The organism is Cyanobium usitatum str. Tous (assembly GCF_963920485.1).
GTDB lineage: Bacteria > Cyanobacteriota > Cyanobacteriia > PCC-6307 > Cyanobiaceae > Cyanobium_A > Cyanobium_A usitatum_A.
Genome location: NZ_OY986431.1, coordinates 75,492 through 100,780, shown reverse-complemented (window position 1 = coordinate 100,780; position 25,289 = coordinate 75,492). Strand labels below are relative to the sequence as shown.

Genomic DNA, 25,289 nt, shown 5'->3' with positions numbered 1-25,289 from the left:
TTCTCAGTTGCTTCCGCTCGAGAGTTTCACTGGCATGCCGGTACGCAACAGCGCCGTATTTGAGACGACCACCCTTTCTCCTTTCTGCAGGCCGGAGACCAGCGGGTAGCGATTGCCCTCCAGCTCCCCAAGCTGCACTGGGGTCTGCACCACGATCGGAGTATTGGGCGGCAGGGCCTCAAGCTTCTGCTTCTGCGCCTCAGGAATTTGGGTGGAGGCGCGGATCTTGGCGAGCACCTGGCTGAGTTGCAGCACTCGATAAACAAAAGGCTGTTGGGCCTGCATCATCACTGCCTGCACCGGCACGGAAAGCTGGCGGGTGTTGCCGGTGACAATCAGATTGCGCACGTACTGACCTGTTTTGAGCTGGCCAGTTGCGTTGGGGAAGGAGGCCTTGACCAGCACCGTGTTTGGCGAAGAACTACTACCGCTCACTCCGTAGTAAGGGGAAATAAACACCACCTTCCCCGTCGCAGATAGAGGCGGGTTGCCCTGGGTCACCAGCTGCACGGTCTGGCCAAGCGCCACCCGCGATGAGCGGGTGGCGGGCACATCCATCAGGGTCCAAAGACTTGAGTTGTCGACAATGCCGGTGATCGCCTGTCCCTGGCGCACGTAATCACCCAACTTCACCGTATCGAGATCGCCGATCTCGCCGCTGATCGGTGCCGTCACGAATTTGTAGCCCAAGGTGGCCGCATTGGCGCGCACTTGGTCGCGGCTTTGAATCGCCTGGGTGACGTAGAAGTCGCGATCCTTGGTGGATACCGCTCCCTGCTCGTTCAAAAAGATATAGCGCTCCGCGTTAACCAGATCCTTACGGGCCTCGGCCTTGCTGGCATCCAGGTTTGCCGATTGCTGCACGTTGTCGAGCACCAAGATCGGCTGGCCCGCCTTCACCCGCTGGCCCTGGGTCGCCAGGATCTTCACCACCCGCCCATCAACCTCGGGGCGCAGTGCCACATCACTGGTGGAGCTGAGCTGGCTGATCACCTCAATCGAGGGGCTGAAATCAGCCTCGCCGATGATTTCGGACTGCACTACTAGCGGTGGCCGGGAGGCCTGTTTGGTCGCACACCCCCCTGCGCACAGCAGCCCTAGAAGAGAGGAGACCGCAACCGCTCTGTTCACATCCACTGAGCATCCAAGGGCAAGTTACCGGATGCCTGCCTTTTTGGCCTGCCTCGCAAGTTGCACCGGGGCACCGTGGCGCAAATTGAGCAAACCAGCGGTGATCACCCGATCACCACCCTGAACACCACTCTCACCAAGGCGTTGCAGTGGATAGAGGGTTCCCTGCAAGTCGCCCAGCTGCACCGGAGTTTGCAAGGCAAACAGGGTGCCTCTTGGCAAGCGGCGCAGCTCGGCGATGGGAGCCTTGCCTGGCCGCTGCTCCAGCTCAGCCAAGCTGCCCACTAAAAATATAAATGGCTGTCCTGCCAACCTGGTCACCGCGGTGAAGGGAACGGCCAACTCCTGGCGCCGATCCAGCAGCAGCCGCGTGCGACTGCGCTGGCCATTACGCAGGCTGCCCCGCGGGTTAGCAAACGACGCCTTCACCAGCAGCGTCTGAGTTGGGGCACTCACCCCCGGATCTACCGAGATCACCGGGCCCTCCGCCAGGGGCTGGGAGCTGGAGGCGGCCAGCAGCAGCACCCTCTGGCCCGGCCGAACACGATCGGCATAGGTGGCAGGTACATCGATGCGAGCCAGGAGATTGTCGTTGCGGATCACGCGGGTAATCGGCACGCCAGCGGCAATCACATCGCCCTGCTTGACGCGCAAATCGGCCACCATGCCGCTGATCGGCGCCCGCAGATCCTTGAAGGCGAGATCGGCCTCCTTCGCCACCAGGGCTTCGCGGGCAGCGATGTAGGCCTGGCGAAATTCATCCCGCTGCAGGGCACTGGCCGCACCTTGACGGGCCAGGTCTTGATATCGCTGGTAATTGAGGCGGTTGGTCTGCATCTGAGCGCGCAGGCTGGCCACCTCGGCCCTGAGCTGGGCCTGGTCGAGCACCAGCAGCAGCTGACCCTGGCTCACCCGATCTCCTTGACGCACCAACAATCGCTGAATGCGGCCCCCCGCCTGGGCCGCCAGATCCACTTCCTCCTCGGCCTCCAGGGTGCTCACGGTGTCAAAACTGGCCTGAAATTCGGCAGTTTCCAGGCGCTGGCTCTGCACCACAGGCAGCCGCGGGGCTGGCTCGCGGCCCTGCTGACACCCCACAACCAGGGCAGAGGCCATCGCCGTGAAAATCAATAGCGGGGAAACAACAGGGCGGAGCATGGGTGTGATGGTGGATCGGGCGCGCCGCATGGCCGGAGCGTATCGCCGGCAGGCCGATGATGGACTCAGAACGGCGCTGCGGCGACCTCGTGAGCGACCTGTTCAGCCATCAACGCGACATCACCCTGGCCCGGGTCGCGCCCCTGGCCGACCGGCTGCGGCCCCGCAGCCTTGATGACTTCGTGGGTCAAGAGTCGATCCTCGGCGTAGGACGCCTGCTAAGACGCGCCATCGCTGCAGATCGAGTCGGCAACCTGATCCTGCACGGCCCGCCGGGGGTGGGCAAAACCACCCTGGCCCGGATCATTGCTGGCAGCACCAGGGCCCACTTCAGCAGCCTCAATGCCGTACTTGCCGGCGTCAAGGATCTGCGGGCCGAGGTGGACGCGGCCCAGCAGCGCCTGGCGCACCATGGCCTGCGCACCACCCTGTTCATCGACGAGGTGCACCGTTTCAACAGTGCACAACAAGACGCCCTGCTGCCCTGGGTAGAAAACGGCACGGTGAATCTGATCGGAGCCACCACCGAAAACCCCTTTTTCGAGGTGAACAAAGCCCTGGTAAGCCGTTCGCGGTTGTTTCGCCTGCAACCGCTTGAGCCAGCACACCTGCGCCAGCTGCTGGAACGGGCCCTGCGGGATCCGGCAGTGGGCTATGGCGAACGCTCGATTGACCTAGCCGCAGCAGCGGCCGACCACCTGGTTGATGTGGCCGGCGGCGATGCCCGCAGCTTGCTGAATGCCCTGGAGCTGGCGGTGGAGACCACTCCTCCCGGTGCTGATGGCTCCATCAGGATCGATCTGACCATCGCCGAGGAGTCGATTCAGCAGCGCGCGGTGCTCTACGACAAGCAGGGGGATGCCCACTTCGACACAATCAGCGCCTTCATCAAATCGTTGCGCGGTTCCGATCCAGATGCGGCCCTTTTCTGGTTGGCCCGCATGGTGGAGGCAGGCGAAAACCCTCGCTTTATCTTCCGGCGCATGTTGATCGCTGCCGGGGAAGACATCGGCTTAGCCGATCCCCAGGCCGTGGTGGTGGTGGAAGCCTGCGCGGCCAGCTTCGAGCGAGTGGGATTGCCAGAGGGGCTTTACCCGCTGGCCCAGGCAGCTCTCTATTTGGCGGGAGCGGAAAAGAGCAACAGCTTGCTCGGTTTCTTCGATGCCCTAAAAAGCGTGCGCAGCGCCAACCGTCAGCAGGTGCCCGCCCACCTGCGCGATGCCAACCGTGATGGCCAGGCTTTTGGCGATGGAGTGGGCTACCGCTACCCCCATGCCTACGCCGAGCACTGGGTAGCCCAGCAGTATTTGCCTGGCGCACTTCAAGGTGAGATTTTCTGGCAACCGGGCAGCCTGGGCTGGGAGGGCCAGAGGCGCGAGCGCCTGCAACAGCGACGGGCCGCCCAGCTGGCGGCTGCCGCTGAGATGGCGGCGGATCAGGGCGACGTGCTTAGCAGCAGTCCGGAAGATCCCCAGCTGGAGCGCTGGCTGCAGCGGCAAGCCGCCGCCGAGGGAGAACGACTCGACACCCTGAGACATCGCTTCTGGGCAGGCGTGATCTGGCAACGCCAAGCGCGGGTGCTGGTGCTGGAAGCGAGGTCGTTGCTATGGGCCCTTGATCCCCTGGCCGCTACGCCCGAGGGCGGGGTAGTGATCACCGTGGCCCAGGCCTCCGACCGGGAGCGGCTGCAAGCCCAGCTGAAGGTGCTCGACAGCCTGCGCCAACCCCAGCTGCTGCTGGTGCCTCCCCAAACCCCCGCCGCCCTTAACTCCCAGCTCGAACCGCAACTCGCCCTTGACTCCGATGCCCGCTTCGACTGGGTGATAGCGCGGCAACCCTGGCAGGGCCTCAGCGCCGAACAAATCGAGGCCTGGATCGGCCAAGCTGGCGCGCTGCTGGGCCAAACCGGCCAATGGCGCCTGCTGTTCAGCACTCCCCAACTCGGTCCAGCAGCAGGCCTGCGGTCCCTGCTCGGCACGGCAGAACCCCCCCTGCAAACCTTGCTGGAGGAGCTAACTCACCTGGAGGGGCAGCGACTGATCCAGGCCCAGAGCACCGGCCTAATCAGCCAACGCAGCTTGATCGCCGCGGGATGGCAAGTGCAACAGGAGCAGTGGCAGGAATCACTCCAACTCGAGCTGACTGCCGAGCTGATCGAACGCTGGCTGACCCCGGCCAGCTCCTATCTCGAAGCGATGGCCGCACTCCGGGGCAAGCCCCTAGCCAGTGATGCCGTGCAAAGCCTGCGAGAAGCATTTAGCCGTGTGCTGGGCCAGCCCCTGCCCCAGGCCCTTGAGCACACCTTGGTAAGGGCAAGGCGTGCAGACGCACTGCAAACGCCCCTAAACACATAAAAAAGCCCCGGCGCAAGCCGGGGCAGCTGAGGTGGCGACTCGCCTAGCGAGAGCCGAACACCAAGGGCAGGCTCACCAAAGGCCAGGCTCACCAGAGGCCGCGGATAGCCTCAGGTTGGACCTGCTGAACCGGGGCTGGGGCCATTGTGCGTACTTCAGCCACGGGATCAGCCATCTGGTTGGCCTGGATGCAGGCCGGCAGGAACACATACCAGGAGAGCAGGGAGGTGCACTGGGCGTCACCTTGGCAACGACCTTCAGCACAGACGTTCTGGGCACCGGTGTAGGTGTTGCAGAAGTCGGCTAGGCGCATGTCGGTAGGCAGGGCATTCATGATGCCGGCCGAGGAGATCTGGCCGTCACGGGCATCAGCCACGATCGCCGAGCGCAGAGCCTGCACCGCGAAGGTGTTCATGCTCCAGTAAGGGAAGTAGCTGGTGGTTTGGTTCTTGAGGAACTTCACACCGGCATCCGAGTAGAGGAAGCGGGAGACGCCAACGAAGTCCACGTTGTAGGACTTATTCATGCCTTCACGCACCTCGGCAGCAGTCCAGCCGGAGCGGTTCAGGCCCCCTTCCAGGCCCCGATCGGTGACTTCGCCAGACTGCAGAAATGTATTAAAGGCATCCTGGTTGGTAGACCACACGGCGCCGCCGGTGTTCCAACGAACGGGGAGATTGTTGTCGACTGCGGCGGACGCTGGCATAGCCACCGCCGAGAGGGCCGTACCCACAAAAAGGCCGGCCAGCAAACGCTTGATCACGAGAGTAATGGAATCAGTTCATTCCGAACGTAGCCACGCAGTGCCGCATGTCACCAAAGATGCAAGTCAGCGTGGCGCATCGACACAAAACCGAAAGATTTGCATTGTATTTCAGTAGTAAATCTGCGTTTTTAGAACAATCAAGCGCCCTGCTGTCCCATCAATTCTTCAGGCTGTCCTGGCGACTGCAACATCAAACCTGCACAACCCTCACCAACCGCCGCCCAACGCCAATCCTGCTGCAGAGCGCTGCTGTGATCCGGCTTGGCCCCATCACTGAGATTTAGCAAGCTGCCGCTGCTGTGGTCGTAACACCACTGAGCCAGTTCTGCTGCAAGGGTGCGATGGCGCCACTTGATAGCCGCTTCCTTCAACACCCAGCTATTGAGCACCGCTCGCCGTAGCTCCGCCCCAGTCAAATCCCGCAACTGAGCCTGCTCCTTCTCTGGATAAAATCGCCGCATCAGTCCAGCGGGCTCCATAGGTCGAGCAGTGGATTCGAGATCGACTCCGATGGGAGAGCCGGAGTAGCCAATCAGCAAGCCAGCGCCGCTATGGCTGAGGCTGACCCATCCCAGACCAGCCCCTAAAAGTGGTGGTTGACCGGGCGGGCTATGGAGAGGCACCTCGGCAGCAGCGCAGCCCAAAAACTCAGCCAGCTGCCGCCGCAGCAGCGCCCGGCTCTGGAAGTAACGACTTCGCTGCCGATCAGGCAGAGCCGAGCCCCAACTGCGTTCATCACTAGATAGGCAACCCAGGTCGCCCCCCTCCAAAGAGCCCAGCCAAAGCTGGGGGGCTAGGCGCAGCGGCAGATCCAAGCTGCTGCCTAGGCTCACGCAAGTGTTTGGTTGAACTTTCAATGGCCCTGCAACTCGGCGATCCCGCTCCCGATTTCACCTTGCCAGACCAGAGCGGAACGGCGGTGAAACTTTCCCAGTTCCAGGGCAAACGGGTGGTGATCTACTTCTATCCCAAGGACGACACCCCAGGTTGTACCAAGGAAGCCTGCAATTTCCGGGATCAGTGGGGGGCATTCGAGAAGCAAGGCATCACCGTGCTGGGCATCAGCAAAGACGGCGCCAGCAGCCACGCCAAATTCATCGCCAAATATGACCTTCCCTTCACCTTGCTAAGCGACGTCGAGCCCTGCGCAGTGGCCGCGGCCTATGGGAGCTATGGGCTCAAGAAATTCATGGGCAAGGAATACATGGGCATGATGCGCCACACCTTCGTGGTGGATGCAGAAGGAAAGATCGAAAAGATCTACACAAAGGTGAAGTCCGAAACCATGGCGGACGACATCCTTAGCGATCTGGGCCTGGCCTGAGTGCTGCCAAGGCCTCAAGGGCCAGGTCCGGAGCCAGCTGCAGAGGCATGGAGCTGGCTAGCAGCTGCTGCAGCAATGGTTTCAGCAGGGGGCCATCCCCTCCCGTGAGCCAAAAGCTGCAGCCAGGGCAGCTGGTTTGGGCTTCACGCCCTGCCGCGGCCAAGGCGGCAGCCAGGCCTCGCAAAACCCCAGCGGCCATAGCTTCTGGTGTGGAGCGAGGCCAGAGGTCCAAAGGCAGGTCCAAGGGCTGCTCCAAGCCAGGCAGTCCTGCAGTTTCAGCGGCCAGGGCCCGCAACTGCAAGGCCGCTCCGGCTAGCAAGCGTCCTCCCCCAAATCGGCCCTCGCTGGTGACCAGGGTGAGGCTCAAGGCGGTGCCGCCATCCGCCACCAATACGGGACCAGAGGCAAGGCACCAGGCCCGCCAACCCACCAGGGCACGATCCACCCCGAGCCAGCCAGGCTGCTCCAACAAAGGCACATCTTTCAAATGCAGACGCCGCTCCCGCGGCAGTGGAGCGGAGGCGGGCACAGGGCCCACCGCAGCCCAAGCAACCAGACCCTCAAGCTTTCCCACACCGGCTGGAGCACTCCAGGTACGCAGGCAGCCCAGCTCACCCTCTGCCCAGTGCCATCGGCTGTTGCCGATCAGCAGCCAACGGCCCTCGCTCAGATGCCCTCGCCCATCAATCCCGGCAGATGGATGCCACATTCCTGTTGGAGCCCACCGAAACGGGTCGCCCGGCCGCTGACATCTCCCAGATCAGGAGCACTGGAGTGCCAGTCGCCCACCGTGGAATAACCCTGCTCAAACAGCGGGTGCTGGGGCAATTTATGCTCTTCCATGTAGTAGTAAACATCCCGTTTACTCCAGGAGAGAAGGGGCCGCAGCGACCAGCGCTGACGCACCGCATCCAGCGGTTCCATGGCCTTGCGGTGGTCGGTCTGGCTGCCGCGCACACCACTGGCCCAACAGGTCACCGCTAGATCAGTGAGGGCCCGGTCGAGGGGTTCCACCTTGCGGATCCGGTGATAAAGCTCCAGATCTCCACCCTGGTCGGTTTCCCAAAGGCGGCCGTGCAGAGCTTCCATCCGGGCCGGGCTCATTGCCGACTGGGCAACCACTAATTGGAGCTGGAGCTGCTCTACTAGGCGCTCGGCGTATTGATAAGTCTCCGGCGGCAGATAGCCCGTATCAACCCAGATCACTGTTAAGGGCCGGCCGGTATTGGCGGTCAGCTCACTGGCCATGTGCAGCAGAACTGCCGACTGGATGCCAAAGCTGGTTGTTAAGGCAAACCCTGCCCCGAAGGTGTTCTGAGCCCAGCCCAGGCGCTCTTGGGCTGACAAAGGTGCAAGCAGTGCCCTAGCAGCGTCCAGATCGATCGGCCGACCGGCGCCATCGAGGGGAAGAGCTGGGGCTGGAGCCGTCTGCATCAGACCATCATCGCCCTTTGAGTAAGTCGCTGGTTAGGGTTCAAAAGCAGGTGCCGGCGAAAGACCACCCAAGCAATGCTGAATCCTGAGGCGGCGCGATCGCAGGCTGCGGTAACCCCGCCAACCGCTCCGGTGGTGATTGTGGGCGGGGGTTTTGGTGGGCTTTACACCGCCCTCGCCCTGGCAGAGCGCCGCCAACATCCACCAATCCTGCTGATCGAACCCAACGATCGCTTCCTATTCCTGCCCCTGCTCTACGAACTGCTGAGCGGCGAATTGCGCAGCTGGGAAATCGCACCCCGCTACGACAGTTTGCTGGCCGGCAAAGGGGTGGCCTGGCTGCAGGACCGGGTTGTGCGCATCGACGCCCAGTCTTCCCATGTGCACACCGCCAGCGGCCGCTGCCTGCCCTTCAGCCGCCTGGTGCTGGCCACGGGTGCCCAGGCCAATGATTTCGGCATCCCTGGCGTAGCTGAATACAGCCTCGGTTTTCGCACCTTGGCAGACGTGGAACGCCTGCAGCGGCTAATCCAGACCTTGAAGGAGCGGGCCCGGCCCCTACAGCGCTTGGCCGTGGTGGGAGCTGGTGCCAGCGGGGTGGAATTGGCCTGCAAGCTGGCCGACCAGTTGCAGGGGAGCACGATTGTGGACCTGATTGAGCAGGGCCCCGGACTGCTGCCCCAGGCCAAGGCCTTCAACCGAGAGCAGGCTGAGCAGGCCCTGCAACGCCGGGATGTGAGGCTGCGAACCCACACCCGCGTCGAGGCGGTGCAACCAGGTGGACTGACGCTGCTGGGGCCAGCGGGCTCGGAGCAGCTCAAAGTTGATGGGGTTATCTGGACTGCAGGCCTGCGCTTTCAATCGCTTGAATGCCAGCCGCCAATTCCCGTCGACCGACTTGGACGACTGAGCTGCGAGCCCACCCTGCAGGTGGTCGATCAGCCCCACCTATTTGCCCTGGGTGACATCGCCCAGCAGGAGTCACCCCTGCCAGCCACGGCCCAAGTGGCCTTCCAACAAGCTGAGTGCCTGGCCGCCAACCTGATGCATTCCCTCGCTGGCGAACCCCTCGATCCCTTCAACTACAACGACCTCGGCGAAATGATGAGCCTGGGCCGAGGTGAAGCAAGCCTCGTTGGCGGCGGGTTCACCCTGGCGGGGGCAGCGGCATTTCAGATCCGCAAACTGGCCTACCTGGCCCGCTTACCTGGCAAATCCCATCAGTTCAAAGTGGTCGCCGGCTGGCTAGCGGACTGGCCACGGTGACGCGACCCGGAGCCCAAGCTTGTGGTGAGCAAGGCGCGCCCATGATCAAATCCCTAATCGCTGTCTATCTGTGGTGAAACAAAGCCTGTGATGAATCAAGGCCTGTGGTGAAACAAGGCGGCCTGGCGGGGCGCACGGCCGGCTTGCGACCCGCCCAAAAAAGACGCCTGGAACGCCTCTGCCACCGCCGCCATCCAGACGACCAGGTAGCTGAATTGCTCTGCTTGCAGCGGCTTGCCAGTGAAAGCCGTGAGCTGGAGCTGCCGCTCAGCTTGGTAGTGGATAGCCGGGGCCTGTGCCGGCTGCTCTGGGTGGGCCCGCTGGAGCAATCGGGCCGGCTGCTGGAGCGCCTGCCCGGCTCGGAGCGCCGCCAGGGGTCCGAGCTGCGGCTGATTACTTGCTGCGGCCGAACCAAACAGCTTGAAGCCGGCCGCCAGGAGGGAATCGTGGGGCTGGATCTAGCCCCCATCGTTTGGCTGCGCTTCGGCGACAGGGCGGGGGCCGGGGGCCAATGGCCCGCCCAATTGCTGGTGGCCCACCCCGACGCCGCCGAGCCCTGGGCAAGCGAAGCCACTGAAGATCTAGCCGAGCTGTGCGGCCGCGATCCCCTCAGCCTCACCCCGCCAAATGCACCCAGCGCTAGCGCCTTTGGCGCCAACCAAGATGGCCCTGAACGGGTGCTGCTGCTGGCCCTCACCCCCGGCGACCGCGGCCGGGCCCAGCGCCTAATCGCCGAACTAGAGGGACTCGTAGACAGCGCTGGTGCCGTACCGGTGGGAGTGGTGGAGCAGCGCCGCAGCCAGGTTGCCCCCCAGACCCTCTGGGGTGAGGGGAAAGTGGGTGAAGCGGCCCTGGAGGCCCGGCGGCTCGGCGCCACCCTGGTAGTTACGGACCGGGAGCTCACACCGGTGCAAGCCCGCAATCTGGAGCGGCTCCTCGATCTGCCTGTGAGCGACCGCAGTGAACTGATTCTCGACATCTTTGCCCAACGGGCCGCCAGCGCCGCCGGGCGCCTGCAGGTGGAGCTAGCCCAACTGCGCTACAGGCTGCCCAGGCTCACAGGCCGCGGCCGCAGCCTGTCGCGGCAGGGGGGAGGCATCGGCACCCGGGGACCGGGCGAAACCCAACTGGAAAAAGATCGCCGCGCCATCGCCCGCCGGATTGAGCGGTTGCAGCGGGAGGTGGGCCAGCTGGGTGAGCACCGGGCCCGGTTGCGCCGCAGCCGCCAGGGACTGCGGCGACTGGCCCTAGTGGGTTACACCAACGCCGGTAAAAGCTCCCTGCTCAACGCCTTAACCAGGGCCAGCGAAGCCCGCGCCGTACTGGCAGAAAACAAGCTCTTTGCCACCCTCGATCCCACCACCCGGCGACTTGAGCTGCCGGAACCAGTACTGCTCACTGACACGGTGGGCTTCATCCGCGATTTGCCCCCGCCCCTGCTGGAAGCCTTCCGCTCAACCCTGGAGGAAACCCTTGAAGCTGAGGGGCTGTTGGTCGTGGTTGATCTAGCCGACCCCGCCTGGCCCGAGCAGTGGCACACCGTCAACACCATCCTCGATTCCCTTGGAGCAACCGCCCCCAGGCGCCTGATCGCCAATCAAATCGACCGCTGCCCAGCCGGGGAGGTGGAGCGAGCCCGGGCGCTAGCCCCAACGGCCCTGTTCATTTCCGCCACCGCCTGCCTGGGCCTGCAGCACCTGCGCCAGGAGTTGCGCAGCTGGCCCGAGTCAGCGCCTGAGAACGAAAACACCACATCTGCGCGCTGACTTGTGGCACGATCATCACTTGATTTCTTCCTCCCTTACAGCCTCCATGTCCCTCCAACTCGGCGATACCGTTCCCGACTTCACCCAGGACTCCCAGCTCGGGCAGATCAATCTCTACGACTTCGGCGCTGACAGCTGGGTTGTGCTGTTCTCCCACCCGGCCGACTACACCCCTGTTTGCACCACAGAATTGGGAGAGGTCTCGCGGCTTCGCCCTGAATGGGAAAAGCGCAACGTCAAAACCATCGCCTTGAGCGTTGATTCCGCCGAAAGCCACAACGGCTGGATCTGCGACATCAACGAAACCCAGAACACAACAGTCGATTATCCGATCCTGGCGGATGCGGACAAAAAGGTGAGCGACCTCTACGGGATGATCCACCCCAACTCTCTTAACAATCTGACCGTGCGTTCGGTGTTCATCATCGATCCCAACAAGAAACTGCGCCTTCAGATCACCTATCCCGCCAGCACCGGCCGCAACTTCCACGAAATCCTGCGGGTGATTGATTCCCTACAGCTCACCGACAACCACTCCGTGGCCACCCCAGTGAACTGGAAAGACGGCGACGATTGCGTGGTGGTGCCATCGATCTCCACCGAAGATGCCCGCGCCAAGTTTGCCAAGGGCGTCACTGAGATCAAGCCCTACCTGCGTATGACCCCCCAGCCCAACAAGTGAGCCTGGGCTGATGCGGGTGTTGGGGTTGATGAGCGGCACAAGCGCCGATGGCGTGGATGCCGTCCTGGCCAGCTTCAGCGGGCCGCCCCAACGTCCGCACTGGAGGCTGGAAAAGCACCACTTCAACCCTTACCCCACCGAGCTCCAACGCCAACTAATTGGCATTGGTCAAGGCCAATCGTTCGATAGCTCAACGCTGCTCGAATTGGCCGAAGCCGTGACCGAGCAGCAAGCTCTGGCCGCCAGAGCATGCGATCCCCAGGGCAGGGCCCAATTAGTTGGCTGCCACGGCCAGACCCTCTGGCATCGCCCGCCCCGGGCTGGTCAACGGGGTGCCAGCTGGCAAATACTTCAAGGTCCTCTGCTGGCGGAACTGCTGGCTACGCCGGTGGTATTCGATTTCCGCAGTGCTGATCTGGCCCTGGGCGGCCAGGGAGCACCGCTTGTCCCACCTGCAGACCAGGCCCTACTGGGTCGTTGCGGCGGCTGGCGTGCGGTACTGAATCTGGGGGGCATCGCCAACCTCACCCTGATCCCACCGGCCCAGGGCCCCGAAAGTTGCCTGCCAGTGCGGGGTTGGGACTGTGGTCCTGCTAATAGCCTGCTGGACCTGGCGACCATGCACTTCAGTGACGGCCAGCAGAGCTATGACACTGATGGGGCGTGGGCCCGCCGTGGAAGGATCGATGAAGCCCTGATTCAACGCTGGTTAGCTGAGCCCTATTTCCAGAGCCCACCGCCGAAGTCCACCGGTCGAGAGCTATTCGGCCAGGCAGACCTGGAGCGGCGGCTGGCCGAAGTCAAGGGGAGAGACGCGGCGGATGCCCTAGCCACCCTGACCGGCTTCAGTGCCGCGGTTGTCGCCCAGGATTTGGGCCATGGGAGCCAAGCGATCGAGCTGCTGGTGGCTGGCGGGGGCTGCCGCAACAGCCTGCTCCTAGAACAACTGCAACGCCGCTGCCGCGGCCTGATCGTGCGGCCGCTGGCGGAATTTGGCATCGGCGAGGCGGAGCGAGAGGCCTTGGCCTTCGCCCTGCTGGCCTGGTGGCACGCCCTGGGGCATCAGGGGAATCTGCCCTCAGTCACCGGCGCCAGCGGCGGCGCCGTGCTGGGGCTATGCGCCCGTCCTCAAGCCGGTCGGTGCAAGCGAACCCTGCGGGGAGCTCCCCGCAGGCGCTGGGGTTTCTGGGCCTGACTGGCCTCCAGTCCCTGACGAAAAAGCTCAGCCTGGAAACCCGCCGAAACCGGGGAAGCCTGGCTGGATTGGGCCTGCTGCAGCCGCTCCACACCCTGCTGGATCAGCACCTTGGCCATATTGCTCACCGTGCGGGACTCGGCATCCGCGAATTCAGCCAACCGCTGGCAGAGCTCCTCGGGCAACACCACCTGAATTCGGGGTGATTTGGACTTGCCACTAGAGGAGGTCTGCCGGGTGGCCACGGAATTGTGAAGCAAGCGTGGGCCAGAACTGGAGCTTGCAAACTCCAGCCCATACCCCTCAGATACAAACCAGTGTACAGAGATGCACAAGGGTAGTATCCAAGACTATGCTGAAGGCAACCACCCCATCGGAGGTGCACACCGTGCCCCGTTCCTCCACCCCACGCGCCTCCACCCCAGCCTCAGCTGCCCAGGGCCGCAAACGCCTCACCGCCGAACGCAGCGATGTGCTCGTCTCCGCAGTAATCAGCACCTACCTGCTCACCCACCTGCATCACGTTCTGCAGCGGGCCGAATACGGCGCCCAGCAGGAGGGCCGTGGCGCCTTGGCAGCCAACTACGCCGAGCTGCGCAAAGTGCTTTGCCTAGATGCCCGCAGCATGGAAGATGCCTCCGCCTGTGGTACACCAGAACAAGGCGAAAACCAGCTAGCAGCCTAAAGCGGTCCGTTTTAGAGTTAGGACAATTTGCTGTTTGCCATGACCGCCAGCAACCTCGACGCCCTACTAGACGACGCCCTACGAGACGACCCCGTACGACTTCTGCATGCCGGCAATGCTGCCGAGCTCTACGCCCAAATCAGTGCCGACCACGACCTAACCCAAGCGCTATTCCGCCAGGCCCTACAGGATCCTTCCGGAGCCATTCGCCGAATCATTGAGCTCGGCCAGCAGTTCGGCTTGCCGGTCAGCTCCCAAGAAATCCGCACCTACATCTCCAGCCTGGATGACAGCGTCAGCAAGCAGTGGCTGGTGAAGGCTCGCGGGGGGCTCTGAGTTTGTGCGGCGCTGTTGTCGCTGATCACGCTCCCCACCTGCCCAGCTGAAAAAGAGCCAATAACTGACAAGCGCCAGACCAGCTGCGACAACCAGAGCCGCCACCTGCTCAAGGCGTTTGATCATGGCCATCCCACAGGCAGGTGAGACGAGTCTGCACCAGATGATTACCTAGCGCCCCCCCTACAGACGGGTCGCCAGGGATGATGGACTTGGTCCCTAGACCCTTCTCCGTGCTCCGCCTCGAACGCCTCGGCAAGATTTATCCCACCGGCGAGGTGCTGCGGGATGTCACCTGGGAGGTGAGGCCTGGAGACCGCATTGGCCTGGTGGGCGTCAACGGAGCTGGCAAGTCCACCCAGATGAAAATCATTGCCGGGCTGGAAGAGCCCAGCAGTGGCCTGGTGGTGAAGCAAGGCGAACCCCGCATTGCCTACCTGCAACAGGAATTCGACGTCGATCCAGCCCGCACGGTGCGAGAGGAGCTGTTCCAGGCCTTCGGCGAAGCAGCTGAAGTGCTGATTCGCCAGCACCAGCTGGAGCACGAAATGGCCAGCGAGCAGGCCGCCAGCGACCCAGACCATCTCGACGAGCTGATCCACGAGCTAGGCCGGCTGCACAGCCGTTTCGAGGCGTTGCACGGCTACGAGCTCGACGCCCGCATCGACAAACTGCTGCCCACCATTGGCTTCAGCCCTGAGGGGGCCGAACAGCTGGTGGGGGATTATTCCGGCGGCTGGCAGATGCGCATCGCCCTCGGCAAAATCCTCCTCCAGGAGCCGGATCTGCTGCTGCTCGACGAGCCCACCAACCATCTGGATGTGGAAACGATCCAGTGGCTCGAGGGCTATCTGGTCGAACAGACCGCGGCCCTAGTGGTGATCAGCCACGACCGCACCTTCCTGGATCGGGTCTGCAACCAGATAGTGGAGACCGAGCGGGGGGTTTCGCGCACCTACCTGGGCAACTACAGCCAGCACCTAGAGCAGAAAGTCCTGGAGCGCGAAGCAACCCAGGCCGCATTTGATCGGCAACAAAAGGAGCTGGGAGCCCAGCAGGCCTACATCGACCGTTTTCGGGCCAGTGCCACCCGCTCCACCCAAGCCAAAAGCCGGGAGAAACTGCTGGAGAAAGTCGAGCGAGTCGAAGCTCCGCTCGAAGGTGTCGGCGGGCCGCGGTTCCGCTTTCCCGAAGCACCGCGCTCCGGGCGCCTGGTGGCGGATATCAAAAACCTGACCCACAGCTACGGCGAGCAGATTCTGTTTTTGGGTGCTGAGCTGGAGGTGGAACGGGGTGACCGCATCGCCTTTGTCGGTCCTAACGGCGCCGGTAAATCAACCCTGCTGCGGCTGATCATGGGCAGCGAACAGCCCGAGGACGGCTGCGCCAGCCTCGGGGAGCACAACGTGATTGCGAACTACTTCGAGCAGAACCAGGCCGAAGCCCTAGACCTCTCCAAAACCGTGATCAACACGATCTTCGAGGTAGTGCCCGACTGGACTCAGACCCAGGTGCGCTCACTGCTGGGCAGCTTCTGCTTCAGCAACGAAAGCGTATTCAAGGAGGCAGGCAAGCTCTCTGGAGGGGAGAAGGCCAGGCTGGCGCTGGCCTTGATGCTGCTCAGCCCCTGCAACCTCCTTGTGCTGGATGAGCCCACAAATCACCTTGACATTCCAGCCAAGCAAATGCTGGAAGACGCCCTGATCGACTACGAGGGGGCGGCCTTGCTGGTGAGCCACGACCGCTATTTCATCTCCAGAGTGGCCAACCGGATCGTGGAGATCCGAGATGGCCAACTGGTGCTCTACCGCGGCGATTATTCCTATTACCTAACAAAGAAAGAAGAGGAAGCTGACCTGGCCAGGCAGGCAGAAGAAGCAGAACGCAAAACGGCAAAACAAGCAGCCAACAAGGCCAAGCAGGCATCACGCAAATCCCAGTCAAAATCCAGCTGAGCAGCCCGGCTCCCAGTCCCTGCCTCAGCAAGTACACAGAACTTCACCGCCCCTTAGGCAGGAAGACTCATTTCGCTAGCCCCCCTGGTTTGGTGTGCATAGGCTGACAAGGAGTCGCAACTGAAGTAGGTCATGGGTGTTTCAAACATGGGCTCCAACGCCCAGGGCAGCAGCTATCAAGTCGCCGGCCATCAGGAAAGTGGCGGCCAAAGTGACTCCCTGGAGGTGTATTTCGAATGCATCACCACATGCTCCCTGGACGACGGCGCCTGCGTGACGGCATGCGTTGAACAGCTCCGTGAGAAGAACTGAACCAAGCCATCGGCCAACCCACTACCGCACAACAGCAAACCAGCACAGGCGCGGCGCCCTGTTGCAACCGCTACGCAAGCGATTGCAACACTTTGTATGGTTGTGACGTCCACCAGTTAAACGGTGTGTGCCATGTCTGAACCACTCGCCCTCAGCCTCGGCCAGCAGTTTGAACTCGAGCGCATGAACAGGGCCATAGAGGCCACAGCCGACCTCCAAGCCCTGCAAGGAATCGCCAAGCAGCTTCTCCAGGCTTGGCATAGCCAGAAGGCGGCAACCCAGTGGGTGATGCGTCAGCAACTCGGGGCACCAAACCAAGTTCCTCCAAGCCTAGGCAGTCCGTGGGGGCAGGAGGCCTAGGGGGCTGGGGCTAACTGGGCTGGAACAACCGTTAATTGCATCAAGTTTCCGGCCCTACTCACCCGAAGCGCCAATCTTCCCCCCACCCCTGCCCGCTCCACTGCTGTCACCAGCTGGGAGGGGCTAGCGATGGGTTGATTACCCACCGCAATAATCACATCGCCCTTTTGCAGTCCTGCCCGGGCCGCCGGTGAGGAAGCCTGAACCGCCATTACCCTCACCCCTTGCTTAAGTCCAGTGCCATCCCCGGCGCGAACTCCATCGAGACTTACGCCGATAACCGGGTGGTTGACACGACCAGTACTAATCAGTTGGCCGGCAATATCGCGGGCCCGGTTAATTGGAATAGCAAATCCCAAGCCCGCGCCAGGCCCGGTTCGCACCAAGGTGTTAATACCGATAACCTCGCCATCCGCATTCAGCAGCGGCCCACCTGAATTGCCCGGGTTAATTGCTGCATCGGTCTGAATCAGATCCAAGCGCTTGTCTGTGATGCCCAGCTTGCTGGCGTTGCGGTTGAGATTGCTGATGATCCCCATGGTCACGGTGTTGTCCAAGCCGTATGGGTTGCCTACGGCAATTGCCCACTCGCCCACTTGCAAGCTGTCGGAGTTGCCCAGGGGCGCTACTGGCCAGGGGCCATTGCCAGCCAACCTCACAACCGCCAGATCCGTGAGGCGATCAAGACCGACCACCGTGCCCTCAACCCGACGACCACCCTGCAGCCCCACGGTCACCCGATCTGATTTCTCCACCACGTGGGCATTGGTCAAAATCAGGCCTTCAGCCTGAAAGATGAAGCCACTTCCCTGCCCCCGCTCTGTGCGCTGCGAGGGCTGCTGTTGCAGCTGGGGCATGCCAAAAAATTGGCGAAACAGGGGGTCATCGAGCAGGCTCCTTGGCAAGCCTCCCGAAGCACCACCTGAGGCCGTCACGGTCCGTTCCGTGTCAATCGTCACGACCGCGGGGCCAGCGCGGCGAACAGCAGCGGCTACAAATGACTGGCGGTTCAAGCCGACTGACGTTGCACTCTGGGCATGGGCGGCAGCGCCTGGCCAGGGGGCAGGGGGTGCTAGCAGAGCCATCGCCATCAGCCCCGAACCCAGCCAGGGCAAGGCCCGCAAATCAGACATCACCACAACAGTCAACTAGTCAAAACCGTAAGCAACTAGCTAGCAGACGCCTAGGGCTGGATTGCCCTCCTAGCGCAGCCGCCACAAGCAATCCAAATCAACCCTATTATTGGTTAACAAATCTTTCAATCCATGGACACCGGGCGACTGCTAATTGCTTTTCTCGCCTTCGGTGCCGCCTGCAGCACCCTGTGGGCCTGGATGGTTGCAAATACCGGAGAGGTAGCAGTCGTTGATCCCCAAACGGCTCGCTCCAGGCAATGATGGATTGCGACACGCGACCACCCATCTGAGGCCAGCTTTACGGCCATGAACACTGTGCTCTCCCAACTTTTACCCCTGCTCTACGGGGCCTGCTTTGTGGCCCTGCTATGGCAAGCCTTCAAGGTGATGGGTCAGGGATTCCGCGCCATTCCCCGTCCAGGCGACAGAGACGCCATGGGTACGCCTGCAACACAAGCAGCCGACATCAGGTCCAATCTCGACCGCACCGGCCGCCTCACCATCCATCCGGAGCTGCTTGATTCAGATGGTCAGATCACCCAAGAAGACCTGTTGACCGTTCGCTTTAGCGGCGACAACGAGCAAGCTGCTTACCCAGGTGACCTCAGCTGAATAGGCTCTCCGTTGAGCAAGCGTTTTTTAGCGGAGACAGACGGTGGATCAACGGACCCGAATAGTGGCTGCAGTGCTGACCAGTCTCAAACTGCCACCTCGTTTTCGCCTTAAGCTGATCAAGGAAGATCCGATTCGGCTGGAGTTGAGCATCACGCCTGCCTACGGCAGGGATCCAATTTTGGTAGGCCTGGTTGAATCTCAGGATCTCGTGGCCCGTCGCGACCGGGAGGGGCGCATCCCCCGAGACCTGCAAGGCACCTGGGACTGGACAGTTCGCCACGGCAAGGTAAGCACTGGTGGCTGGAATCCTTACCTAAAGGAGGCCTTGCAAACCATGTTTGAAACCGGCCTGCCGGCGATCGTCTACGAAGAGCTCACCGGCGAGGCGTACCACCCGGTAGATGGCATTCGCCACGTGCGCTGATTCCACAAGGACAGCCCCTGCCAACACCACCGCTACCAATTGACGGCCTGCTGGCGCCGCTGCTCGAAGCCTGCAGGCCCGGTGCCACCGTGCTGCTCCAGGCACCCCCTGGGGCAGGTAAAACGACTCGGGTACCCCTAGCTCTGCTGTCAGGACTGAACCTGGAGGCGGGCAAGCCAGGTGCCCCATCTGGTCGCATCTGGATGCTGGAACCCCGTCGTCTGGCAGCCAAAGCGGCAGCCCAAAGGCTGGCGGCCGAGCTCGGTGAGCCCCTCGGCCAGCAAGTTGGCTACAGCGTGCGACTCGAATCCTGCATCTCAGCCGCCACCCGCCTGGAGGTGCTGACAGACGGCCTGTTTCTGCGGCGCTTGCAGGCAAACCCTGACCTTGATCGGGTCGACTGCCTGATCTTTGACGAATTCCACGAGCGCGGCGCCGACACCGACCTATCCCTTGCCCTGGTGCGTCAGGCCAGGGAGCTGCTGAGACCAGAGCTGCGGCTGGTGCTGATGTCTGCCACCCTCAACCTGGCCCCGCTGGCGGAGCAGTTGCCTGGCGCCACCGTGCTGACCAGCGAAGGCCGTTGCTATCCGGTGGCGATAAGCCACCAGCCACCGCGACCAGGCGAAAGGCTGGCGCAACAGCTGGTGCGCGCCCTTGAGCAGCACTGGCTAGAGCAGCGCGGCGACGGCGAAACCGTGCTGGTTTTCCTCCCCGGGCAGAGGGAGATCCTGGACTGCAGCCGGGCGATCGCCGCCACCGAATGGGGCAAGCCCAGCCATCGGGGCGTCGAGTGCGTTCCCCTGCACGGCAACCTGCCCCTGGAGGCCCAGGGCCGCGCTATTGGCCCGGCCAGCAGCGCCGCGGGCAAGGTGGTGCTAGCCACCTCCATCGCTGAGAGTTCCCTCACCTTGGCCGGGGTAGCCCTGGTGCTCGACAGTGGTCTGAGCCGCCGCAACCGCTTCGATCCGGGAAGTGGACTTGATGGCCTCGTCACCGTGCCCGCCAGCCAAGCCAGCGCTGAGCAACGGGCCGGCCGGGCCGGGCGCCTGGGGCCAGGTCGCTGCCTGCGCCTCTGGTCGCCCGCTGAACAGCAGCGCCGTCCCGCCTTCGATCCACCGGAGTTGCTGGAGGTAGATCCCCTGCCCCTGGCCCTGCAACTGGCCCAGTGGGGCGATCCCCTTGGCAGCAACCTGCACTGGATCGACCCACCAGCACCTGCACACCTGCAGCAGGCCCGTCTACAGCTCGACCAGCTTGGGGCCTTAGCCGCCACCGGGCAGCTGAACAGCCACGGGCAGCGCCTGGCCCAACTGGGGGTGCATCCGCGCCTCGCCCAGCTGCTACTGCTGGGCGAGCAACTTGGCCAACTGGAGCTGGCCTGCGGCCTGGCTGTGCTGCTGAGCGAGCGCGACCCCCTCAACCAGCAGGAGGCCGGCAGTGACCTGCTGCGTCGACTTGACTGGCTAGGGGAAGACCGCCCTGGCGATAGCTCCCAGCGCCGCCTGCGTCAGCTGCAAAGCCAGCTGCACCGCCAGGTCAGGCAACTTGGTGGCCAGGGTTCCAGCCCTACAACCGCAAGGCCGCTTGGCCGATCAGTAACCCTGTCAGAAGCGGCGGCCTCGCTAGTTGCCGCCGCCTATCCCGAACGGCTGGCCTTAGCCAGGGCAGGCAAGCCGGGCCGCTATCTACTCAGTGGCGGCCGCGGCGCCGTGCTCCATGCAGACGATCCTCTGGTGGCCTGCCCTGCTCTGGCCGTTGCCCAGCTTGATGGCCAGGGTCAGGACGCTCGCATCCAGCTGGCGATTCCCCTTGATATCGGCCAAATGCGACAACTGGCGGAGCAGACCGGCGGCCAAGGCCAGGTCGTAGTGGAGGCGCGCTGGGATGGAGAAGGTCAACGGGTGCGCTGCGAACGCTCCCTGCGACTAGGGGCGCTGGTGCTTGAGCGCCGCAGCTGGAGCGAAGCCGAACCGGCCTTGATTCGTAGCGCCCTTCTAGAGGGCCTGCGACAGCTGGGATTGGAAGCTCTGCCATGGGATCCCGCCAGCCGCCAACTCCAGCAACGCCTCAACCTGGCCCACCGGCACTTAGGCGACCCATGGCCCGACTGCAGCCCCCAGCAGCTACTTGCCCAGCTAGATGAATGGCTCGGCCCCCACCTCAACGGCCTCAGCAGCCGCGACGACCTGCAGGGACTACCCCTAGGCGAAGCCCTCTGGGGTGCCGCCCCCTGGAGCCTGCGTCCCCAACTCGATCAGCTGCTGCCAGTGACCCTGACCGTGCCCTCTGGCCGCCAAGTCAAGCTCGACTACAGCAGCGGCCAGCCCGTGCTGGCGGTAAAGCTGCAGGAGCTATTCGGCGCTCGCACAAACCCAATGGTGCTCTCAGGTCAGCTAGCCGTAACCGTGCACCTGCTCACACCGGCCGGCCGGCCGGCGGCGATCACCCAGGATCTGGCGGGCTTCTGGGAGCGCAGCTACCCGGAGGTGCGCAAGGAGCTGCGCGGGCGCTACCCCCGTCACCCCTGGCCGGAAGACCCGGGCCAGGCCCAGGCGACGGCCCTGACCAAAGCGAGGCTGCAACAGGGGAGTAATCGAGCCTGAGGGGCGTGGGGCAATAGGGCCCCTGGCTAGCCCAAACTGGATCTTTCCGGCAAGGCTGCCTTGGCCCGCTTTTACGTCAACAACCGTCGCGATGGCTCGCGCCTGCTTAGCAGCGCCCTAGTGATCTGCGCCGCAGGGCTGATCCGCGTTGACCATCCGATTGGGCGATCGGTAGCGCTGATAGCAGGCCTGGTGAGCCTCTACTGGTGGATCTGCTACCGCCAGATCCAGCCGTGACGGCGGCCGGGGAATTTTCAGGCATACCGCGCTACGGCGTGACAGAACTGAATGGCGCGGTCGCATCCCTATTGGAGCGGGGCTTTGCACCTCGGTTTCTGCTTGACGCAACCGTGAGCAGGCCCCAGCTCAAAAAGGGGCATCTCTGGATGACCCTGGTCGACGAGCAGGCATCAATCTCGGCAGTGGTTTGGGCTTCCCAGCTGGCGAAGCTCAGCTTCGTTCCCGAAGACGGGGATGGGGTAGTAGTGGTGGGCAAGCTCAACTTTTGGAGCAACCGAGCAAGCCTCTGCGTTCAGGCACTCGACATCAGACCAAGCCTGAGTTCCGTGCTGCGTCAGTTCGAACAGGTGCGAGAGCGGCTGGCCCTCGATGGCTTGCTGGATCAAGCTCGCAAGCGTCCCCTACCCGCTTTCCCAAGGCGCATTGCCCTACTCACGAGCTGTCCAAGCTCTGCGTTGGCCGACATGCTGCGCACAAGCGCCGAGCGCTGGCCGGCAACAGCGGTGGTCGTGGTGCCAATACCCGTACAAGGCCCCGTACATGAAGCCATCTGCCGAACCCTGGAGAAATTGAGCTCCCAAGTGGAGCAGTTGGGTATCGATGCGATCGTGATCGGCCGAGGCGGCGGCAGCCGCGAAGACTTAGCCGTGTTTGATCACGAAGATCTGGCCCGGTGTCTAGCCGCCTGCCCAGTGCCCGTAGTCAGCGGCATTGGCCACGAAGATGACACCACCGTTGCCGACCTCGTAGCCGACTACAGGGCCGCCACCCCCACCGCTGCCCTCGTGGCCCTACTGCCAGATCGCCGCGTAGCGGTTCAGACATTGCAGCAGCAGGGGAGACACCTGCAGCAACTGATCCAAATGAGGCTGCAGGGAGAACGTCAGCGACTCACGCGGGATCGGGAGCGACTAGCGGGGGTACATCCCCTTGCCCTAGTGACCAGTCGGCGCCAGTCCCTGGGGCATGCCCGGCAACTGCTGCAAGCACTTTCACCCGCACACCAGCTCAAAAGGGGCTTCTGCCTACTGCGCAATGGCAAAGGGGTTGTGGTCCGCTCCGTGCAACAACTAGAACAAGGGGGCGAAATCGTCGCCCAACTCACAGATGGGCGGGCGAGCGCCGTGGTGCGCGAGATTCTGCATCAAGCTCTTGAGGCGACCCCCTGAACGATGCCTAAAGCAAAAGCCACAAGCAAAACAAAAGAGGATGAAGGCAGCCAAAACGTTGGCGCCGATCTCTCATACGACGAAGCCCACACCGCCCTGCAACTTGCCTTATCAGCCCTGCAAGCCACGGACTTGGATGTCGAAGAAATGACAGGTCTATACCGGCAAGCCCGCGCCTATCTGGATCGCTGTGAAGCGGTACTCGCCCATGTGGAACAGGAAGTGATGTTGTGGCAGGAAGGAGAAATAGCGGTAGTCCCCTTTAAAGAACTCACCTAGAACCGACTAAAAACATGGCAGCCGATTCCCAAACCAGCTCTAGCAACACCACCGTAGCCATTCAGGGGAATTCAACCTTGAAATGGCTGTATCTGGCCTTAGCAATCAGCGGTGCAGTACTACCCTGGCTTGCAAATCTAGATTTCATCAGGGAATACGGATCAAGCTTCGACTTAGGCATGTTTGTGCGGCTTGCAAATGCAAATCCGGCTGCTAGTTCCCTATCGAGAGACCTGGCAATAGGGGCAACAGCGGTGGTGATTTGGATCGTGCAGGAGAGCAAGCGGCTACAAATGCGGGGTCTGCCATGGGTACTGCTCAGCTGCGTGACGTTGGCCTTCGCATGTGGAGCCCCACTATTTTTGTATTTACGAGAGCGGCGATTGGAGGAATTAGCGCGCGGCTGAAGGCCCAAACCTAGCGGCAAGTAAATAGCAGCAAGCTCAAGTGGATGGTTCATCCTCGTTAAGGACCTGTACATCGATGGTGACATTACTAACGTCAAACTGCTCGCCAGACTCTGCCCCGGCCGTAGGCGCGGCAAAAGCGTTGCCACATGCTGGGCAAAATTCCTTCTCCATGGATGCAAAACCACACGCTTCACAGGTACGCAACCTTCTTTGAATCACCTGCCAAGCCACGAAGCCAGCTGCTCCCAGCAATAGGGGCAACAGCACCAGGAGCAGGGTGATGCCTCCAAGCAGGTCGAGCACGAAGCGCCCAGCCGGACCGGGTGCAAGGAGCAGCAAGAGCGCTAACAACAACCAGAGCCAGGTACGTGATCGCTGCATCAGCTGATCTCAATTGGGGCAGATACATCCATCCTGACGCGCTGGCGCCGATCCAGGACGACACACAAACATTGACCGTAGTAAATGATGACTCCAACCAACCAAACCCAAAGACTCAACAAAAGCACACCCCCCACCAATCCATAGGCCTGGAAGCGCACCCCCACTGCCAACAGAATGCGCGCAAGCAGAAAATTAAGGATGGTGAGGGTTGAGCCTATTAATAGAGCACCAGGGAACAGAGGTTGCCAAGCGACACGACGCGAAGGCAATACCCACAACAACAACATGGCTAAGGCAATAGCAATCAACAACGAAATCAGTAAATCGAGGATTGATGATACGGGACGCTGCAAATCACGCGCGATAGGCAAAATCTCCAGGGCACGGGCCCACAAGCTTGCCGAACCAAGCAGTCGCATGCTGGTGAACGCCTGATCGACCACAATAAAAAGGGCGAATAATGACACCAGGCCAAAAGCCTTGATACGCAATCGCACATAGCGAACTACCACACGCTTCCATGGCAAATCCTCAAGCCCTGCTGGGCGATTCCACCAAAGGCGATCAGCGCCACGCTGCAAGGTGAGATAGGCGTTACTTGCCGTTAAAATCAAAACAACGGCACCAAGGATTCCAGCCCCGAATCCTTGCCTTAAAAAAGCTGACAATGTTGAAGAGAAAATCGGCATCGCCGAGTTGGGCAAGATCTCAGAAACGACTACCAACAATCTTTCAACCAAACCCTCATCGCCACCGAGCAACCTAGACGCAATGGAAAGTGCTATCAAAAGCACAGGGAACAAAGACTGAAGACTGTGATATGCGAAGGCAGCACTGAGATCGACACAGTCGAGCTTCAGCCACAACTTATAAGCCAACCAAAAAGGCAGCAATTTCTTTCTCTGGCCACCATCCCAGCTACGCAGGTCCCAGAGAGCTCTTGAACGCACTAGCTATCAACCACCTGGGCCTAGATGGAGACTAGCTGCAGCTGCCGTAGTTACCAACCAGAATGTCATTACCCAAGCAAAAGCTTAACCAACAAAAAAGCCACCCCTAAGGGTGGCTTTTGAGTCAACTGACACATCCTCTTTCAAGAGAATGCAGCAGTTGATTGGGATGAATGTTTTACCTGGCATCGAGCTATTTTCTCAGGGGGCTGCCCCCCAAATATCGTTGCCGCTGCAGCGTTTCACAGCCGAGTTCGAGATGGATCGGAGTGGGTCCACTGCGCCATGGACACCAGGATAGTGTTCATCCTCAGGTTGAACCCTGAGAACTACATAGGTAAGACAAACACTC

The 25,289-nt window shown here is 62.0% G+C and carries 28 protein-coding genes and 1 rRNA gene; 18 read left to right on the top strand and 11 right to left on the bottom strand.

Annotation, left to right across the window (positions count from 1 at the left end; translation table 11 throughout):
- Window positions 1–3 precede the first annotated feature (3 nt).
- Entirely contained in the window at window positions 4–1,131 is a 1,128-nt protein-coding gene (locus U9970_RS00565) for an efflux RND transporter periplasmic adaptor subunit (RefSeq protein ID WP_407653058.1), read from the bottom strand.
- A gap of 24 nt (window positions 1,132–1,155) precedes the next feature.
- Complete coding sequence (locus tag U9970_RS00560) at window positions 1,156–2,247, bottom strand: efflux RND transporter periplasmic adaptor subunit (RefSeq protein ID WP_322764841.1); 1,092 nt, start codon at window positions 2,245–2,247, stop codon at window positions 1,156–1,158.
- A gap of 131 nt (window positions 2,248–2,378) precedes the next feature.
- On the opposite strand from U9970_RS00560, the gene U9970_RS00555 reads away from it, so the two are divergent.
- On the top strand, window positions 2,379–4,643 hold the full coding sequence (locus tag U9970_RS00555; RefSeq protein ID WP_273330046.1) for an AAA family ATPase: 2,265 nt from the start codon (window positions 2,379–2,381) through the stop codon (window positions 4,641–4,643).
- A gap of 88 nt (window positions 4,644–4,731) precedes the next feature.
- Here U9970_RS00555 and U9970_RS00550 read toward each other — a convergent pair whose 3' ends face one another.
- Both U9970_RS00550 and U9970_RS00545 read right to left on the bottom strand, forming a co-directional pair.
- On the bottom strand, window positions 4,732–5,406 hold the full coding sequence (locus tag U9970_RS00550) for an alpha/beta hydrolase (RefSeq protein WP_407653057.1): 675 nt from the start codon (window positions 5,404–5,406) through the stop codon (window positions 4,732–4,734).
- A gap of 140 nt (window positions 5,407–5,546) precedes the next feature.
- The gene (locus U9970_RS00545) at window positions 5,547–6,242 is read right to left on the bottom strand and encodes a 4'-phosphopantetheinyl transferase family protein (protein WP_322764840.1); all 696 of its coding nucleotides are present in this window, start codon (window positions 6,240–6,242) and stop codon (window positions 5,547–5,549) included.
- 23 nt (window positions 6,243–6,265) lie between these two features.
- Here U9970_RS00545 and bcp point away from each other — a divergent pair, with 23 nt between their 5' ends.
- Window positions 6,266–6,733 (top strand): thioredoxin-dependent thiol peroxidase, encoded by a 468-nt coding sequence (bcp, locus tag U9970_RS00540; RefSeq protein WP_322764839.1) that lies wholly within the window; start codon window positions 6,266–6,268, stop codon window positions 6,731–6,733.
- Here bcp and U9970_RS00535 read toward each other — a convergent pair.
- Together U9970_RS00535 and U9970_RS00530 are read right to left on the bottom strand one after the other, a co-directional pair.
- The gene (locus tag U9970_RS00535; protein ID WP_322764838.1) at window positions 6,711–7,442 is read right to left on the bottom strand and encodes a type III pantothenate kinase; all 732 of its coding nucleotides are present in this window, start codon (window positions 7,440–7,442) and stop codon (window positions 6,711–6,713) included. The genes bcp and U9970_RS00535 overlap by 23 nt on opposite strands.
- A complete protein-coding gene (locus tag U9970_RS00530) occupies window positions 7,400–8,167 on the bottom strand; it encodes a phosphoadenylyl-sulfate reductase (protein ID WP_322764837.1) in 768 nt (255 codons plus the stop codon). Before U9970_RS00530 ends, U9970_RS00535 begins: the two co-directional genes overlap by 43 nt.
- Window positions 8,168–8,299: 132 nt before the next feature.
- On the opposite strand from U9970_RS00530, the gene U9970_RS00525 reads away from it, so the two are divergent.
- The 4 genes from U9970_RS00525 (at window position 8,300) to U9970_RS00510 (ending at window position 13,076) form a co-directional block, all read left to right on the top strand.
- On the top strand, window positions 8,300–9,433 hold the full coding sequence (locus tag U9970_RS00525; protein ID WP_322764836.1) for an NAD(P)/FAD-dependent oxidoreductase: 1,134 nt from the start codon (window positions 8,300–8,302) through the stop codon (window positions 9,431–9,433).
- Between the two features lie 107 nt (window positions 9,434–9,540).
- Entirely contained in the window at window positions 9,541–11,199 is a 1,659-nt protein-coding gene (gene hflX, locus U9970_RS00520) for a GTPase HflX (protein ID WP_322764835.1), read from the top strand.
- Window positions 11,200–11,245: 46 nt separating this feature from the next.
- A complete protein-coding gene (locus U9970_RS00515; protein ID WP_322764834.1) occupies window positions 11,246–11,881 on the top strand; it encodes a peroxiredoxin in 636 nt (211 codons plus the stop codon).
- Between the two features lie 10 nt (window positions 11,882–11,891).
- Complete coding sequence (locus U9970_RS00510) at window positions 11,892–13,076, top strand: anhydro-N-acetylmuramic acid kinase (protein ID WP_322764833.1); 1,185 nt, start codon at window positions 11,892–11,894, stop codon at window positions 13,074–13,076.
- On the opposite strand, the gene U9970_RS00505 is transcribed toward U9970_RS00510, so the two are convergent.
- Window positions 13,010–13,321, bottom strand: coding sequence for a ribbon-helix-helix domain-containing protein (locus tag U9970_RS00505; RefSeq protein WP_322765964.1), 312 nt, complete (start codon window positions 13,319–13,321; stop codon window positions 13,010–13,012). The genes U9970_RS00510 and U9970_RS00505 overlap by 67 nt on opposite strands.
- Window positions 13,322–13,464: 143 nt before the next feature.
- Here U9970_RS00505 and U9970_RS00500 point away from each other — a divergent pair, with 143 nt between their 5' ends.
- The 5 genes from U9970_RS00500 (at window position 13,465) to U9970_RS00480 (ending at window position 16,724) form a co-directional block, all read left to right on the top strand.
- Window positions 13,465–13,761, top strand: a complete 297-nt coding sequence (locus U9970_RS00500; protein ID WP_322764832.1) for a hypothetical protein — start codon at window positions 13,465–13,467, stop codon at window positions 13,759–13,761.
- A 102-nt stretch (window positions 13,762–13,863) separates the two neighbouring features.
- On the top strand, window positions 13,864–14,097 hold the full coding sequence (locus tag U9970_RS00495; RefSeq protein WP_407653095.1) for a hypothetical protein: 234 nt from the start codon (window positions 13,864–13,866) through the stop codon (window positions 14,095–14,097).
- Window positions 14,098–14,330: 233 nt separating this feature from the next.
- Complete coding sequence (locus tag U9970_RS00490) at window positions 14,331–16,052, top strand: ABC transporter ATP-binding protein (protein WP_322764830.1); 1,722 nt, start codon at window positions 14,331–14,333, stop codon at window positions 16,050–16,052.
- 132 nt (window positions 16,053–16,184) lie between these two features.
- Entirely contained in the window at window positions 16,185–16,364 is a 180-nt protein-coding gene (locus tag U9970_RS00485; RefSeq protein WP_322764829.1) for a hypothetical protein, read from the top strand.
- Between the two features lie 132 nt (window positions 16,365–16,496).
- On the top strand, window positions 16,497–16,724 hold the full coding sequence (locus tag U9970_RS00480; protein WP_322764828.1) for a hypothetical protein: 228 nt from the start codon (window positions 16,497–16,499) through the stop codon (window positions 16,722–16,724).
- Here the strand turns inward: U9970_RS00480 and U9970_RS00475 are convergent.
- On the bottom strand, window positions 16,721–17,857 hold the full coding sequence (locus U9970_RS00475) for a trypsin-like peptidase domain-containing protein (protein ID WP_322764827.1): 1,137 nt from the start codon (window positions 17,855–17,857) through the stop codon (window positions 16,721–16,723). The genes U9970_RS00480 and U9970_RS00475 overlap by 4 nt on opposite strands.
- A gap of 309 nt (window positions 17,858–18,166) precedes the next feature.
- Between U9970_RS00475 and U9970_RS00470 the strand changes: the two genes are divergently transcribed.
- From U9970_RS00470 to U9970_RS00440, 7 genes are read left to right on the top strand one after another with little or no spacing between them, the layout of a single operon-like run.
- Window positions 18,167–18,472, top strand: a complete 306-nt coding sequence (locus U9970_RS00470) for a DUF2973 domain-containing protein (protein WP_322764826.1) — start codon at window positions 18,167–18,169, stop codon at window positions 18,470–18,472.
- A 43-nt stretch (window positions 18,473–18,515) separates the two neighbouring features.
- Entirely contained in the window at window positions 18,516–18,899 is a 384-nt protein-coding gene (locus U9970_RS00465; RefSeq protein WP_106632550.1) for a hypothetical protein, read from the top strand.
- Entirely contained in the window at window positions 18,896–21,505 is a 2,610-nt protein-coding gene (gene hrpB, locus U9970_RS00460; RefSeq protein WP_322765963.1) for an ATP-dependent helicase HrpB, read from the top strand. Before U9970_RS00465 ends, hrpB begins: the two co-directional genes overlap by 4 nt.
- 60 nt (window positions 21,506–21,565) lie before the next feature.
- Window positions 21,566–21,742: a hypothetical protein gene (locus U9970_RS00455; protein WP_322764825.1), complete on the top strand. Its 177-nt coding sequence runs from the start codon at window positions 21,566–21,568 to the stop codon at window positions 21,740–21,742.
- On the top strand, window positions 21,712–22,914 hold the full coding sequence (gene xseA / locus U9970_RS00450; RefSeq protein ID WP_322764824.1) for an exodeoxyribonuclease VII large subunit: 1,203 nt from the start codon (window positions 21,712–21,714) through the stop codon (window positions 22,912–22,914). The genes U9970_RS00455 and xseA overlap by 31 nt, the downstream gene beginning before the upstream one ends.
- A gap of 3 nt (window positions 22,915–22,917) precedes the next feature.
- Window positions 22,918–23,193 (top strand): exodeoxyribonuclease VII small subunit, encoded by a 276-nt coding sequence (locus U9970_RS00445; protein ID WP_322764823.1) that lies wholly within the window; start codon window positions 22,918–22,920, stop codon window positions 23,191–23,193.
- Between the two features lie 14 nt (window positions 23,194–23,207).
- Window positions 23,208–23,600 (top strand): DUF2834 domain-containing protein, encoded by a 393-nt coding sequence (locus U9970_RS00440; RefSeq protein WP_322764822.1) that lies wholly within the window; start codon window positions 23,208–23,210, stop codon window positions 23,598–23,600.
- A 36-nt stretch (window positions 23,601–23,636) separates the two neighbouring features.
- Here the strand turns inward: U9970_RS00440 and U9970_RS00435 are convergent, their stop codons facing one another.
- The 3 genes from U9970_RS00435 to rrf all read right to left on the bottom strand — a co-directional run bounded on the left by U9970_RS00435 (window position 23,637) and on the right by rrf (window position 25,234).
- Window positions 23,637–23,906 carry a hypothetical protein gene (locus tag U9970_RS00435; protein WP_322764821.1) on the bottom strand — a complete coding sequence of 90 codons (270 nt, stop codon included), beginning with the start codon at window positions 23,904–23,906 and terminating at the stop codon, window positions 23,637–23,639.
- A gap of 77 nt (window positions 23,907–23,983) precedes the next feature.
- The gene (locus tag U9970_RS00430) at window positions 23,984–24,937 is read right to left on the bottom strand and encodes a YihY/virulence factor BrkB family protein (protein WP_322764820.1); all 954 of its coding nucleotides are present in this window, start codon (window positions 24,935–24,937) and stop codon (window positions 23,984–23,986) included.
- 180 nt (window positions 24,938–25,117) lie between these two features.
- Window positions 25,118–25,234: ribosomal RNA gene (gene rrf, locus U9970_RS00425) — 5S ribosomal RNA — on the bottom strand.
- Window positions 25,235–25,289 lie beyond the last annotated feature (55 nt).

What these genes read in the sequence shown, in the direction of transcription:
- U9970_RS00535 (WP_322764838.1), bottom strand. Translation starts at nt 7,442, where the DNA reads ATGTGGCATCCATCTGCCGGGATTGATGGGCGAGGGCATCTGAGCGAG.
- U9970_RS00560 (WP_322764841.1), bottom strand. Translation starts at nt 2,247, where the DNA reads ATGGCCTCTGCCCTGGTTGTGGGGTGTCAGCAGGGCCGCGAGCCAGCC.
- U9970_RS00510 (WP_322764833.1), top strand. Translation starts at nt 11,892, where the DNA reads ATGCGGGTGTTGGGGTTGATGAGCGGCACAAGCGCCGATGGCGTGGAT.
- U9970_RS00530 (WP_322764837.1), bottom strand. Translation starts at nt 8,167, where the DNA reads ATGCAGACGGCTCCAGCCCCAGCTCTTCCCCTCGATGGCGCCGGTCGG.
- U9970_RS00440 (WP_322764822.1), top strand. Translation starts at nt 23,208, where the DNA reads ATGGCAGCCGATTCCCAAACCAGCTCTAGCAACACCACCGTAGCCATT.
- U9970_RS00475 (WP_322764827.1), bottom strand. Translation starts at nt 17,857, where the DNA reads ATGTCTGATTTGCGGGCCTTGCCCTGGCTGGGTTCGGGGCTGATGGCG.
- U9970_RS00485 (WP_322764829.1), top strand. Translation starts at nt 16,185, where the DNA reads ATGGGTGTTTCAAACATGGGCTCCAACGCCCAGGGCAGCAGCTATCAA.
- U9970_RS00480 (WP_322764828.1), top strand. Translation starts at nt 16,497, where the DNA reads ATGTCTGAACCACTCGCCCTCAGCCTCGGCCAGCAGTTTGAACTCGAG.
- U9970_RS00470 (WP_322764826.1), top strand. Translation starts at nt 18,167, where the DNA reads ATGAACACTGTGCTCTCCCAACTTTTACCCCTGCTCTACGGGGCCTGC.
- U9970_RS00515 (WP_322764834.1), top strand. Translation starts at nt 11,246, where the DNA reads ATGTCCCTCCAACTCGGCGATACCGTTCCCGACTTCACCCAGGACTCC.
- U9970_RS00445 (WP_322764823.1), top strand. Translation starts at nt 22,918, where the DNA reads ATGCCTAAAGCAAAAGCCACAAGCAAAACAAAAGAGGATGAAGGCAGC.
- bcp (WP_322764839.1), top strand. Translation starts at nt 6,266, where the DNA reads ATGGCCCTGCAACTCGGCGATCCCGCTCCCGATTTCACCTTGCCAGAC.